This is a genomic window from Halobellus rufus, from assembly GCF_000739575.1.
In the GTDB taxonomy this organism is placed as follows: domain Archaea; phylum Halobacteriota; class Halobacteria; order Halobacteriales; family Haloferacaceae; genus Haloquadratum; species Haloquadratum rufum.
Genome location: NZ_BBJO01000037.1, coordinates 17,120 through 30,504, shown reverse-complemented (window position 1 = coordinate 30,504; position 13,385 = coordinate 17,120). Strand labels below are relative to the sequence as shown.

The 13,385-nt window shown below is 59.1% G+C and carries 13 protein-coding genes, 1 tRNA gene and 1 pseudogene; 6 read left to right on the top strand and 9 right to left on the bottom strand.

Annotated features, from left to right (window positions below; translation table 11 throughout):
• Window positions 1-125 (top strand): annotated as a pseudogene (locus tag ACP99_RS20100) (IS1595 family transposase); the annotation flags it as partial.
• Window positions 126-432: 307 nt separating this feature from the next.
• On the opposite strand, the gene ACP99_RS19395 reads toward ACP99_RS20100, so the two are convergent.
• Together ACP99_RS19395 and ACP99_RS14475 are read right to left on the bottom strand one after the other, a co-directional pair.
• Window positions 433-1,014, bottom strand: a complete 582-nt coding sequence (locus ACP99_RS19395; RefSeq protein ID WP_197052473.1) for an arsenate reductase/protein-tyrosine-phosphatase family protein — start codon at window positions 1,012-1,014, stop codon at window positions 433-435.
• Window positions 1,015-1,295: 281 nt separating this feature from the next.
• Window positions 1,296-1,538, bottom strand: coding sequence for a winged helix-turn-helix domain-containing protein (locus tag ACP99_RS14475; RefSeq protein ID WP_049987282.1), 243 nt, complete (start codon window positions 1,536-1,538; stop codon window positions 1,296-1,298).
• A gap of 172 nt (window positions 1,539-1,710) precedes the next feature.
• Here ACP99_RS14475 and ACP99_RS14470 point away from each other — a divergent pair, with 172 nt between their 5' ends.
• The 4 genes from ACP99_RS14470 (at window position 1,711) to ACP99_RS20095 (ending at window position 7,150) form a co-directional block, all read left to right on the top strand.
• The gene (locus ACP99_RS14470; protein WP_049987281.1) at window positions 1,711-2,142 is read left to right on the top strand and encodes an SWIM zinc finger family protein; all 432 of its coding nucleotides are present in this window, start codon (window positions 1,711-1,713) and stop codon (window positions 2,140-2,142) included.
• 107 nt (window positions 2,143-2,249) lie between these two features.
• Window positions 2,250-2,594: a hypothetical protein gene (locus tag ACP99_RS14465; RefSeq protein ID WP_049987280.1), complete on the top strand. Its 345-nt coding sequence runs from the start codon at window positions 2,250-2,252 to the stop codon at window positions 2,592-2,594.
• Between the two features lie 67 nt (window positions 2,595-2,661).
• Complete coding sequence (locus ACP99_RS14460) at window positions 2,662-6,543, top strand: Eco57I restriction-modification methylase domain-containing protein (protein WP_049987279.1); 3,882 nt, start codon at window positions 2,662-2,664, stop codon at window positions 6,541-6,543.
• Between the two features lie 121 nt (window positions 6,544-6,664).
• A complete protein-coding gene (locus tag ACP99_RS20095; protein ID WP_156105744.1) occupies window positions 6,665-7,150 on the top strand; it encodes a hypothetical protein in 486 nt (161 codons plus the stop codon).
• Window positions 7,151-7,324: 174 nt separating this feature from the next.
• On the opposite strand, the gene ACP99_RS14455 is transcribed toward ACP99_RS20095, so the two are convergent.
• From ACP99_RS14455 to cofD, 7 genes are all read right to left on the bottom strand, one after another.
• A complete protein-coding gene (locus ACP99_RS14455) occupies window positions 7,325-8,479 on the bottom strand; it encodes a tyrosine-type recombinase/integrase (protein ID WP_081927480.1) in 1,155 nt (384 codons plus the stop codon).
• Between the two features lie 50 nt (window positions 8,480-8,529).
• Window positions 8,530-8,613: transfer RNA gene (locus tag ACP99_RS14450), tRNA-Leu, on the bottom strand.
• An 83-nt stretch (window positions 8,614-8,696) separates the two neighbouring features.
• Window positions 8,697-8,945 (bottom strand): hypothetical protein, encoded by a 249-nt coding sequence (locus ACP99_RS14445; RefSeq protein WP_049987277.1) that lies wholly within the window; start codon window positions 8,943-8,945, stop codon window positions 8,697-8,699.
• A 93-nt stretch (window positions 8,946-9,038) separates the two neighbouring features.
• Window positions 9,039-9,752, bottom strand: coding sequence for an SDR family NAD(P)-dependent oxidoreductase (locus tag ACP99_RS14440; protein WP_049987276.1), 714 nt, complete (start codon window positions 9,750-9,752; stop codon window positions 9,039-9,041).
• Window positions 9,753-9,816: 64 nt separating this feature from the next.
• Window positions 9,817-10,410: an NUDIX hydrolase gene (locus ACP99_RS14435; protein WP_049987275.1), complete on the bottom strand. Its 594-nt coding sequence runs from the start codon at window positions 10,408-10,410 to the stop codon at window positions 9,817-9,819.
• Between the two features lie 93 nt (window positions 10,411-10,503).
• Window positions 10,504-11,277: a tRNA-dihydrouridine synthase gene (locus tag ACP99_RS14430; protein ID WP_049987284.1), complete on the bottom strand. Its 774-nt coding sequence runs from the start codon at window positions 11,275-11,277 to the stop codon at window positions 10,504-10,506.
• A gap of 26 nt (window positions 11,278-11,303) precedes the next feature.
• Window positions 11,304-12,296 carry a 2-phospho-L-lactate transferase gene (gene cofD / locus ACP99_RS14425; RefSeq protein ID WP_049987274.1) on the bottom strand — a complete coding sequence of 331 codons (993 nt, stop codon included), beginning with the start codon at window positions 12,294-12,296 and terminating at the stop codon, window positions 11,304-11,306.
• A 148-nt stretch (window positions 12,297-12,444) separates the two neighbouring features.
• On the opposite strand from cofD, the gene ACP99_RS14420 reads away from it, so the two are divergent.
• Window positions 12,445-13,203 (top strand): alpha/beta fold hydrolase, encoded by a 759-nt coding sequence (locus ACP99_RS14420; protein WP_049987273.1) that lies wholly within the window; start codon window positions 12,445-12,447, stop codon window positions 13,201-13,203.
• Window positions 13,204-13,385 lie beyond the last annotated feature (182 nt).

The following is a 13,385-nucleotide window of genomic DNA, read 5'->3' as shown; positions in this document are numbered from 1 at the left end:
GGCCGCACCGAGGCGTCTCAAAAGACAAACTGACAGCGTATCTCAGACCGTTCCAACTTCGGCGACGAATCCTCCGCAAACCGGGTAGAGAAGCACTCAAAGAGATTGTCCGAGCAGTTCTCTGACTCACCAACAATGTACTTCACAAGAGCGACCTTGGTAAGTGGAGAATCTAACTCGGTAGTAGGTAGATCAGTAGTGTCTAACTCAGTCTTAGTTGGGCGAAAAGCCAAGCAAGGGGGAGAAGTTACCACGGAGAACAAAGAATGACTATCTCTGGTAGAAGAAACCCTCTCTGTCATATAGTGGTACAGACTCCGGGGGTGACATAGAACTCTTGCCACAGTGTGTATTTCACGAGTTCATAGCCGAATCAGCCGTGAAAGCTTGGGTGCTAATTTATCGAAGTAGACTGTGTCAGATCTTTCGAGATCACTTTTCGTACTCGTCAATGAGACTGTGGATACAAGCGGCAATGTCGGCGTAGACAGTGTCAAATACCGACGAAGAGTTTCCATTCGGGTCGGGTAGTTGCATTGTAGATCCCGGTTCAAAAATTCGTAAAAGAAACATCCGTTCAGCTGCCTGCGGAAAGTGAGTTGTGAAGTTGTGATAATTTCGATAGTCCATCAAAAAAATGAGGTCGGCAGCTTCGATGAGTTCATCCGTTGCTTTGACTGACCGATGGTCGGTGAGGTCAATATCGAAGGCTTTGGCGGCACTTTGTGCATTCCTCGGAGAACGAGGATTGTTCATATCGACAAATCCGGCCGAACTTACGTTGAGCGTATTGATTCCACGCGAAGACAGTTCCTTTCGGGCGTATCGTTCTGCAAAGGGACTTCGGCAAATGTTCCCGTGGCAGAGGAACAGTACTTCTTGAGAAGCGCGTAGTTGTTGAACCGCATCGTGACGGCGACGGGTTCGAGCAAAGGGAGTTACGTGGAGATCGTTCCAATAGTACGCGGCAATCGCACGCCTATTGAGGACTGTCCAAGCGTGTTGTGGTGCCACCCGTATCAAGTCAGTCAGTGATTTACTGCGGACTCTCGTTAGAAACTCCGACAACGTAGGCACACACACAGATCGATACTCAGATAGTTAGTAAAGAGGCAGTTACCCCATTCTGCAACGGTATCAACTGTCTTGAATGATTCACGTGTAGGTGTGGAAAGTCTTCTATGAAATCCCCACGCAGCCTCCGCCTATACGAACTCCTGAAAAACCCAAAAAATTCTGAGCAGCTTACCTCGATTCGGACCACCCCCGGACTGACCGTGTCACAACCTATCTCACTATTCTATTTTGGGAGGATCAGGCCGCCACCAAACCACAGCCAAGCCCCCGATCTTCTTCTTTCGAATGTCGCCGCGCTCTGTCAACGCCTCAAGCTTGTTGTAAGCGGTCCTCTGCGCTATGTCGAGGGCCTCCGCTACCTCACTCGTCGTCCGAGGTTCTGTGTCCGTGAATAGCTCAAGGACGGCGTCGACAGAGACAGTCTCCTGATACTTACCCCCCTCGTCGCGTTTTCGTCCCATAACACCAGATTCGACGCACGAGACAATACCTTTTTCCACTACGCACGTGGGAAAACGATACAGCTATATCCTATGCTTACGTAGGCTCAGGTGAGAAGGCCGGTTCCCTCAGGGCGTGGAAACGCCGGGTGGTAGGACACCCGGAGTCGGCTTCTCGGGTAGGAGAAAGCCAATGGAGACCAATACAGCGGAAAGAAATAAGAGTGCCGTCGAGTACCTGAACTTCGGCGCGAAAACCTCGAAGCGCGTCACGTGGGAGTCGTGGGAGTTTACGATTGAAGCTCCGCATCTCGTCCGCGTCACTAACGCATCCTACGGGGTCGAGAAAGACGACCACAGTTACCTCGTCGGCGTCGAAGATCGTGACGGCGTCCTTGTTCCGGCCGAGTGTGAGTGCCCGGCAGATATGTACAACGAGGAGTACGACTGCAAGCACAAGGTTGCACTCGCTGCGGTCGGCGGGGCGGTGGTGTTGGATGCTGCGGCCGCCTTTTCGCACCAATCGACCGAAAGTGACGAGTCAATCTTGGCCGGAGAGTGTGACTGTACCATTCTGTCAGATCTCCCGTGCTGGCCCTGCTATCAGAAGGGAGTACGGGCCTGAGCGATACGACTAATTCGGCGAACAGCGTACAATATTATGCCTAACACCCAACCATACGGCCAAAATTCGAGAACCGAACTGCGAGCATTAGCGAGAGAAATTGAACGATGACAGAACTACCATCCATCAACTCCGACGACGTTAGTATCAAAGAAGTGGAATTTAGCGAGGAACACTCACCAGATGATTCCGACTTAGAAGGTGTTTCCATCCGGTTGGAGATCTACAGTCAGTCAGACTCCCCCGTTGAGTTCAGGTTCCGTTTCGTTCCTTTCGAGGATGGTGCTGGTACGCGGTATAAGCCCTACTCCGAACAACACACGGCTGGTGTAGAGCCCCCTGCGACCATCAAAAACCGAGCGAAATATGAGGCAGCGAGGGCTATTGCCGAACTTACAGGCACCCGTGCGACGGCAACATTCCAATCACAGGAATATCTCGATAGTCTGTAGTTCGACTCTCGAATAGGCCGACCGCCGGACACCATCCTTTTTACCAACTGACTGTTTCAGCAGGGGTATGTCGAATACGTCTGCGATTCTCGATGCCCTCCACGGAATCGCCTCTCGTCTTGATGGGGATATGAGCGAGAAAGACGTGGAAAACGCGTTCCTCAATGAGAATTTCTACGATCTCCTCGGCTACAAGGGCGCGGGTCACGATCTCCGGAGCGAGTGGACGCTTCCCGACAACCGACGCCCCGACTACGTCACGCTCGACAGCAACGAATCCGTCACTGCGGTCTACGAGTTCAAGACCACCGGGCGAGATCTCGGCCCCCACGAAGACCAACTATTCCACTACGTAGACGAACTGAAGGCTGACTACGGCGTTCTCACAAACGGAGAGGAGATCAGACTGTACCGGCGCGAGGGCTATTCCCGCCTGCTTTCCGTCTCTCTCGAAGACGCAACTAAGGGTGATGCCGCCGACCTCGAAGCCGCGCTACAGAAACCCGAATGGGATATTACCGACCCCGAGAGCGTCACATCCTTTCTTGACCGTCTTGATGAAGTCGAACTCGACGGCGAACTCGGTCGGGAACACTTCTTCGAGACGTTCCGCTTAGAGGAGGACAGCCCTTTTGCGGATCTCGTGACGGCGATGATGGACCTGCTCGAAGAATTACGGGATGAACAAGAAGCGAAGTTCGTGAAGGGTGCCTACGACTTTTGGGAAGCCAGCTACGCAAGCGCCCCCGATGAGACCCCCGACTCGTGGGAACCGTTCATCGACGGAAAGCAGTCCCTCCGTGACTTTATGTTCTGTTTGGAGTCCGGACACGCCCTTCTCGCTCGTCTCCTCCTTGCGAAGGCGACCGACGATCACGACTTCTTCCCGACCGATAAAGGGCTTCGACGCTACTTCGACGAACTTGGGGGATTCAGCGGAAATATCGATCTCGACGCCTACCCCGTCGCCGCGAACGGGATGATCGAGGATATGCGAAACCAGCTCGTCGAGAGCCTTTTCGAGGACGACATTTTCATCTGGTGGACTGACGGCTACGGCGAGCAGACGGCAAGCCAACACGACAATCCGTACACCCGCTTCCGCGACGTAGCTAAGGAGGGCAGCGAGGTAACCCGTGTGAGTCCGGCGACCCGCGAGCGTTTCAGTCGGGCTATGGCTCACGTTTCCTTCGCCGTATTGAAATTCGACTTCTCGCGGATCGAGGGCGACCCGCTCGGGGATCTGTACCAGCGATATTTCGACCCGGAGACACGGAAAGCCCTCGGGGAGTTCTACACGCCGCAGCCGGTCATTGACTACATTATGGACGGGGTTGACTACGACGTGGGTGTCTCACAAGAGCGCCTCATCGATCCTTCCTGTGGCTCTGGTACGTTCCTCGTGGAAGCCGTCAACCGCTACCTCGAAGACGTGCGACGATACAACGATGATCCCGAGTGGTCGGAACACCTCACAGAGCTTTGTACGACTCCCCATATCGTCGGTCTCGATATTCACCCGTTCGCGGTGTTGATGGCGCAGATTCGGTTTATGGTCACTATCCTTCCGGAGTACCGGGAAGCGAAACAGGAGAGAGACGATTTCACGATCCGCCGCTTGCCGATCTTCCGAACCGACTCCCTGCGGAACGAGCGTGAACTGACGGGGTTAGATCTCGGTGACGACGGGCAGACGCAAATGACGCTCGACTCGATTACGGAGGACAATCAGGACGTGAAAATCCCTGTTCCCCTCCCCATCGAGGTTGATGAGGACGAAGTGGCAGACTCCGAATTAGAAGATGGGTTCCTCGTTCAGCGGGTTCGGATGCCGAAGTACGATACGGCGAAGATGAGCGCCGGGATTCGGAACTTTGGGGAGTATTACGCGGCCTTGCAGGGCGTTTTGGACGTAGTCAAGTTCCATATGCACGAAAGCTGGTGGGAGTACGGTGGCGGCCTCGAAGAAGGAATCCACCGCTACACGACCCGCGAGTACGACGGCGTTGAGGACTTCTTTGAGCCCTACGTCAACGATATCCTCGCGACGGTTCGTTACCTCCGGGAAGACCACGGAGACGGGCGTCTATTCAAGATGTTCGAGGACAGCGTTCTCGCCCTCGTTGTCAAGAACTATATGGAGTATCAGTACGTCGTTGGGAATCCGCCATACGTCCGTATTCAAAACCTTCCCGATCAGCAGAAGGCGGTTCTCGATGAACTGTACGAATCCACAACGGGGAACTACGACCTCTATTGTCCCTTCTACGAGCGCGGACTTGAGTGGTTGGCGGAAGGAACCGGGAAACTCGGCTACATTACGCCGAATCAGTTTATGGTGACGGACTACGGGGAAGGACTCCGTCGGGTCCTCCGTCGGGAAGCCGCACTTGATGAAGTGTACGACTTCCGCGATTCGGGCGTATTCAAAGATGCGACAAACTACCCGGCTATCGTAATCGCAGAGGACGAACCGGATGAGAAAGCGAGAGACGACAACAAGATTCGGTGTGTTCGAGTAAAGGCGAACGTCGATGAGGACACGGGAAGAGAGTTAGACGAGGAGATCGTCGCCGCCGTCCGTGACCATCGTGGAGAACCGGGGTACTCAGACGAGTTTATTGATGTATTCGACTTCCCTCAAAATGAGCTTGGCGACGGTTATTGGTCGATGATGCCCCCGGCCGAGTTAGAGGTCTTTCGGAAGCTCGAAGGTCACGCTGATGAGCAAATCGAGTCCGTTACCGATGCCGTGTTTCAGGGGATTCGGACAAGTGCCAACAAAATATACATCGTGGACGTATTGGATGCTGATCGGATCGAATCAGATGATACCGGCGACGTTGTGAGGGTTGTTCCTACGGGCGAATCAAATCAGTACGAGATTGAGACCGACCTCCTTCGACCATTTCTACAAGGTGATGAAGTCAAACGCTGGCGAGGAGATTGGTCAGGTCTACACGTCGTCCATCCCTATTTTGCAGAGGAAGACGACGACGGGGAGCTTAATGCGGGACTCTACTCGGACGATTATCTTCGTGAAAATCTGCCTAAGACGTGGGAGTTCTTCACCGATCACAGAAAGGCGCTTGAGGGTAGAGAAAGTGGTCGAATGGAAGGAAGAGATGATTGGTACGGCTACATCTATCCCAAGAATCTCGGCAAGTTCGAGAACCCGAAGATAATTCAGGCACACATCTCAGAAGATGCTACCTTTATGATAGATGAACCGGGGACGTGGTACTTCACAACTGCTTATGGAGTCCTGCTGACTGAGAAATTCCGCCAACAAACACAAGAAATCGCTTGCCAACTGAACTCAAAGGCTCTTGACTTCTACTTCAAACACATCACGACGGTCAAAGCAGGAGGCTACTATGAGTACCGCTCACAGTACGTCGAAAAGCTTCCCTGCATCACCTCAGAACCTAATGGCGAATTCGATACGCTCCGGGACAAAGCAGACAAAATCACGGATACAATCGACTTGGAGAGTAGAACTGAGCGCTTCCCCGAAGCCTACCTTGGCAACTTTGACGGTGACCTCGGATACATCGACTACGAGTGGCAGACTCGGCGCTACCCGGTGAACGCCGACATTCAGGAAAAGGCAGATCAACGATTTGCCGTGACCGCTGGTCGCTCCGATGAAATCACAGATCCGTTGATGGATAGAGGCAACAGAGAGGAGCAGAAGCTTCGAGCGAAGTACGTCCACGCCGCCGTTGACGGGCGGAATATGAAAAAGGGAGAGGAGCAGACGATACCGATTCCTCAATCTCGGGATGGCGTGGAACAGCTCATTGAGGCGTTGGAATCCGACCGGCAGACGGTTGAAGAAACGAGTATCGAAGATCTCGAAGCTGAGATTGATCAGACGGTGTACGATCTGTTCGATCTCGCCGAGGAGGAACGCGAGGTTATCGAAGACTATCTCGAAGTCTTCTAAGTAGGGGTTTGGGTAGAGGGTTAGGTTCGTGCTGCCGCCTTTTCGCTTGAGAAGGGTGGAACCTTTGAGATTGGGGGCATTGGAGGGATAAATCTATCATCTACCTCTCCTTTCGCGATCTATGGATTACGAAGAAAAGAAGCATACCTATTCAGTCAGTGAATATACGCATTATGTACCCGCGAGATATTGGCTCAACAAACACTTCTGGTTTGAGGATTATGAGCGAATTGAGAGAATATTTGAGGAACACGGTGAATTGACTTTTGATACACTAAATGCAGAGAAGTATACAATCTTGGAAGCCCGATTTGATCCTGAACAAACTCCTGACGAATCTAAGTGGAATCCGAATGGAAGGAGTATCTGGCTTAGCATTCGTGCCGACTATGAAACTGATTTTCCTTCCGATAATCCCCATTCTGCCTCGACGTTAGAAGAGTGTTCAGTGGGAGATATGTATCTCACAAAAACTGAGACTATACTAAATCACCTTGGCTATGGTTATGATGCCCACGAAGTTATTGCTGTGAGAACGGCCGAGGACAAAGATGGTGTGTATGTGACTATCAGAGAGCGATTTCATCAGCCGACAAAATTGGAATAGATCTCGCGTGTCTCTCACTTCTTAATCCGATATGAGCATTTTTACCGCCCGCAAACTCCGCTTATTCACTCGGAAATAGCACCGACAGAAGACCTGCATTCAGAGTTAATGTGATGTGACCTCTGCGAAGCGTGTGCGTGGCTTTCCGCCGGGAGACTAAACTGTAGCCCGCCGTTATCCCATCCGAGTGAGAGAGTCCGTTCGATCCTCAGTGGGGGCGGCATCGTATTTCATCGTCGTCTCGGGTCGCTTGTGGCGTAACTGCTCTTTCGTAGAAGCGAGATCCCGATCATCAGTCATATACGTCCCAACCGAGTGGCGAATAGAGTACCACGAGACTTTCCGATTCTCCGTTTCGATGCCCGCCTTATCGCAGAGATGATGAAGGAGATTTCGGAGAGAATTAGATCCGTAGGGGTTGCTCTGAGTAGTCAGCCACAGTTTGTCTGTGTCGTCGTACTTCGGATAATGACGACGCTCGTAGCGCCACCTTTCGAGCGCGGTGGAGGTCTTTGGGTGGAGGGCAACTTTCCAATTCCCTTCGTTCTTCGTGGATTCCTCTTTCGGAATCAGCAGACGATTGTTTTCGAGATCAAGCCATCTCGTGTTGGCCTTGGCTACTTCGGCTGGTCGGAGTCCTGCATCGAGGCTGGTCCATACTAAGGAGGTGAATTTCCACGACTCGACACCGTCCCAATCATCTATCGACACCAACTCAGTAGGTTTGTCTCGGTATTCGGCTACGTATGGCTTGAGGCGTTGTAGTCGCTCCCCATCGGCTTTGACAGTCGAATACGAGGGTATCTTTCCGATCTGTAAGGCAGCCTGCCGTAGCTTGAACCGTTCCTCTTTGGTGAAGTAGTCCTGCGGCTGCTGCCCGTTTCCGTTGGAGGCGAAAGATCTGGCCGGTTCCCAATCTTCCTCTCCGTACTTGTGGTGTCGCCATTTGAAGTACCGCTTGAGTGCGTGGAGACACCCGTGCTTGTGGCTCTGTGATTTCTCGGAGTAGGCAAGCGCCTCAACGTATTGATCCGCGTGACCGTGATCGAGGATAGGGATGTACTGTTCGTACTCGCGCCAGATCACGCGTTCACAGTACGAGAGACGGTACATCGAGCGCTTAACGGTATCCGTGCTGTATCCCTTCGCCTCTTGGGGATCTTTGCCCTCCATCAACAGCCACGTTGCGAGGGCTTTCCGGTTTTCCGTATAGTCCACTAATTCCTTGTTTGAGAGCATCTGCTCCGTCTTTTCAGGAACAAGCGGGAAGGAAATCTCTACGTCTCGTCGGTCGCCAAGTACCATTTCTTCGGTGGAACCGAGTTTCATCGTTGGTCCTACACCGATTCCGCGGTTTTCGGGCGCGTGAGCGCCTGAAGTGCGAGGGGAGGGATTTGAACCCACGGACTCCTACGAGAGCGGATCTTGAGTCCGCCGCCTTTTCCAAACTCAGCCACCCTCGCGCATCCCGTGGTTCGATTTCGGGTGGGTTTAAGCCTCCGGTTTTCGTCGTTGACTCGGTCGTGGTCTCCGGTGTGACGGCTCCCTACCGCTGTTCGAGCTGCGCGCGGATCCGCGACGGCACTTCGAGCCAGACCGCGGCCGCGACGGCGGGACCGACGACCGCGAGGACGACCAGCGAGATCCCGCCACCGACGACGAACAGCGCGAGAAGCGCGAGCAGGATCACGGGGACGGCGATCACGACGAGTCCGCGGGCGACGACGTCGGCGACGCCCGCGGCGTAGTCTCTGAGCGCGCCCGGCAGTTCGCGAAGCGACGGCTCCTCGGTCATACTCGCCTCAACGCGGGATCGACTCAAAGGCTTGTCCCTCCGATGCGATGCCCTCGGGCCGAGACAGTCGCCCGCTCGCTGCCCGATCGCCCGCTACCACTCGATGACCTCACGGTCGCGCCAGAAGCGCCCCGCGGGCGACTCCGGGCGGAAGCGACAGAGCCACGTCGGCGTGTCCGCGCCCTCCTCGACCGAGCGGTCGGCGTCGTCGCCGCCCATCTCCGTCCGGACCCAGCCGGGACAGACCGCGTTCGCCAAGAGCCCCTGGTCGGCGTACTCGCCGTGGAGGTACGCCGTGAGGCCGTTCAGACCCGTCTTCGAGACCCGGTAGGCCGGCGAGCCGCCGGATTGGCCCTCCCCGAGCGCGCCCATCCCGGAGGAGACGTTGACGACGCGCCCTCCCTCGTCCTGGAGCAATAGGGGGACGGTGTGCTTGCAGACGAGCATCGGCCCGCGGAGGTTCGTCGCGAGCGTGCGGTCGATCGTCTTCACCGACTCCGAGACGATGTCGCTGTCGAACTCGCCGATCCCGGCGTTGTTGACGACGATGTCGAGCCGCCCCGCCGACTGGAAGATCTCGTCGGTCGCATCGGAGATTTCGCCCTCCTGGGTGACGTCGACGAGGACGTGCTCCCACTCGTCGGGGACGTCGTGCGTGATCGATCGCGTCGCCGCGAAGACGGTCGCACCGAGGTCCGAGAGGTTCTCGGCGATCTGTCGGCCGAGCCCGCGGTTCGCCCCGGTCACGAGGGCGACCTGGCCGTCGAGAGAGTCGTACAGCTCCGGCTCCGGCGTCTGTTCGGTCATCGGTTCGCCACTCGCACGGGAGCTAAAAGGGGGTTGCGTCTCGGAGATCCTCACTCGGGGATGCTCAGTCGAAATCGCGGCGCATCGCGATCTCGAACCACGGGCAGAGCCTGAGCTGTCGGTACCACTCGGGGTGCTCGTGGAGCCGCTCGTAGTCGGCCCACAGCAGGCCCGCGATCTCGTCCTCGTCGGGGTCCAGCGTCGTGTCGTCCAGCGTCACCTTCAGGACGGCGCAGACCTCCCACTCCAGCCCGGCGTTCTCGTAGTAGCGCTTGTACTCGAACTTGTCCGTCACGCGGAGGTCGCTGTACTGATCGGGTTCGATACCGAGTTCCTCTTCGAGGCGCTGTTCGGTCGCCTCGATCTGGGTCTGTCCCTCGACGGGGTGGGAGGCGACCGTGCCGTCCCAGTGGGTGTCCCAGAGGCGCTTGCCCGGCGCGCGCTGACCGAGGAGGATGCGCCCCTCGTCGTCGAAGACGAGACAGGTGAACGCGCGGTGGCGGATGCCGTCGCCGGTGTGCGCGTCGAGGCGGTTGACGAGGCCGGTCTGGTTGTCGTCGGGGTCGACGGCGATCACGTCTTGGAGGGCGTTCTCGTGGACGTCGTCCTCGGCGGCTCCGCCGCCCGCGGCAGCGTCCGAGTCCTGATCTACGCTCATACTCCACCTCTCGAAGAGGGAGAACAAGGAGTCTTCGATGCGTCGTCGCCCGGTGCCGACGTCCCTCGTCCGCCGCGAACTGACGTCAGCGACTCACCGTCCGCTGCGATCCGATACCGGCTCCTCACCCGCCGCCCCGAACCACTCCGCGACGGCGCGGCGCACGCGCCCTCGCACCCGCTCGTCCGTGCTCGGACGGCCGACGCTCACCGCGTCGGCCCCGTACCGAAGGTACTCCCGGACCGACTCGCGGTCACGGACCTCGTTGTTGGCGATGACGAAAAGCCCCGGCGCGGCGGCCGCGACGTCGCCGACGACCGGTTCGGCGTCCATCGCGTCGACGTGGATCGCGTCTGCGCCCGCGTCGTGTATCGCGCGTGCCGTCTCAGCGAGGTCGACACCGGGGACTTCCGCGCGGACTTTCACGCTCACCGCCGCGCCCGCGTCGGCCGCGGCTGCGACGTGCGCGGTCAGTCTGTCGGTGTCGCGGAGGAGCGGCTCGCCGCAGCCGACCTCGCACATCTCCGCCTGGCGACAGTGAGCGTTGATCTCGACGATCGCGTCGCGTTCGGCGCAGACTGCGGCAACGTCGGATACGGGACCGACAGTCGCGCTCCGGACGTTGACGCCGGGTCGGATCGGCGCGTCCGCGAGGGCGTCGAGTTCGCGTTCGACGAACGCCAGCGGGTCGGCGGGGAGGAACTCCGTCCGGTCGCGATCGACCATCGCGCGGGCGGCCTCGCGTGTCGCCTCGTCGAGTGCGATCCCGCCCAGGAACGCCGCGCCGGCGTGGTCGCTGCCCGCTCGCGCCCACTCGGCGTCGGCCTCGCCGCTGAGGCTCGCGAGCGCGACTCGCGGCTCGAACAGCGCCGACGCCGCTCGGCGCTCGGACACTACGCGACCTCCGCGAGCGCCCGCTCGACGGCGCGCGCGACCCGCTCGGCGTCGTCGGGGCCGTCCATCCGGGTGTCGGTCCGGACGACCGGCCGGTCGAGTTCGGTCCCGTCGGCCTCGTCGAGGACGAACGCGTCGGCGAACCCGTACGCGTCGGCGACGCCAGCCGTCGAGGGCTCGCGACCGACGCCGGCCATCAGTTCCGCAGCGGGCCCCGAGAACACCTCGCGCTCGACAAAGGGCGAGACGGCGACGACCGGCGTCGAAGCCAGGGCGTCCGCGAACGCGTCCATCGCGAGCATCGGCCCGATACTCGTGATCGGGTTGGACGGCCCGATGACGACGGGCTCGTCGAGCGCATCGAGCACCGCGGCCGTCGGTTCCGCCGAGTCTGCGCCGCGGAACTCCACGTCGCGGACCTCGGGTTCGGCCCGGCGGTGGACCCAGTACTCCTGGAAGTGCACCGGTCCGCCCGGGGTGTGGACCATCGTCGCCACCGGATCGTCGCTCATCGGCAGGAGTTCGACGTCGAGGTCGAAGGCGGAGGCGAGCGTTCGGGTGACCGCCGTCAGCGAGCGCCCCTCGTCGAGCAGCGAGGTCCGCGTGAGGTGGACCGCGCGGTCGCGGTCGCCGATCTCCATAAACTCCGCGACGCCGGAGAAGCGCCGCCAGCGCGCGATGTCGCGTCCGGCCGTCTGGGCGTCGTCGTCGAGGTATCGCGGGCCCGGGTCGAACCCCGCGGCGTCGGCCAGTAGGTGGAGTTCCTCGTGGGTCGCGGTCGTGTCCCCGTCGATCCCCCACCACGTCTCGGTGTCGAGGACGCCGCCGCCGTGAAAGAGGACGGTGTCGACGTCCGGACAGACGAGAAAGCCGCCGAGTTCGACGTCGTCGCCGGTGTTCGCGACGACCGTCGTCGCCGCCGGATCGAACACCCGATCCGCGCCGTCGAGGAGTTTCGGGGTCCCCGTCCCGCCGGCGAGAAAGGTGACCATACCCGGCGTTGGACGCGCGCCGATTTCAACGTTGGCTCCGCGGGCGCGCCTCAGTGTTGGATCGGCTTCCGATCTGATTCCTGGCGCGGCTCCCCGCACGCCTCCGTGCCGTCCGAGGATTTTTGCGCGCTCGCTCCCCTCTCTCGGTGTGAACCTCCCGTTGGCGGCCCGGTTCCGCGAAACGCCGCGAGTACAGATCACGCGCCGCGGCACCGGCGGCGAGGACCTCCTCGTCGTCCTCGGCTGGGGCAACAAACCGACCCACGAACACGTCGCGTGGCTCCTCACGCGCCTGCTCGACGCGGGTTACCGAGTCCACGCGGTCACGCTCCCGACGAACGGCTGGGACTTCGACCGCCAGTACGTCGACCCGCTGGACGCGTATCTCTCCGAGCGCGACATCGACCTCGCGTTGAGCCACAGCACCGGCGGCCTCGTCGCCGAGCACCTCGCCGAGCGACACGACCTGCGAAACGTCTTCTGCAGCCCGTGGTGGGGGATCGACGCGACCGGCGTCGTCGACCGCGCGGTCCTCTGGGCGTTCGACCGGCTCCCCACGACGCGGCGGCTGTACGAACCGGGGCTCGACGTCGAGGCGATCGGGGACCTGAAGTCGGCGGCGGAGGCCGCCACCGGCCCCTCGGGGCTCTCTCCGGCGTTCCTCGCGACGGTCAGGGAGGCGCAGTCGGGGCTGACCGCGTTCGACGAGCGGGACGCGGTGTGTTACGCGCCCGACGACAGCGTGGTCGACCCCGGGGCGATTGAGGCGCGCGTGCCCGAGGCGAACCGGCGCGCGTACGACGGCGGCCACGAGTTCTTCGCCTCCTCGTGTCGCGAGCGCGTCCTCGACGACGTGTTGGCGGCGCTCGACGCCGGACCCGATGGACTCGCCGCCGGCGAGAAGTGACAGCCGGGATCGCCTGGACGACCTTTCGGCCGCTTTCGACCGGTTCGCCTCCCGGGCGAGACGATCGGCGGGGTTGATCTGCGCTTCAATATAAATGCAACTACCTGCCAACGCCTCGCACAGAAGAATCGCAATACAGCGTCGACCCGCGAAGACCGGGGAGCTGTCCTCGTCTAGTAACC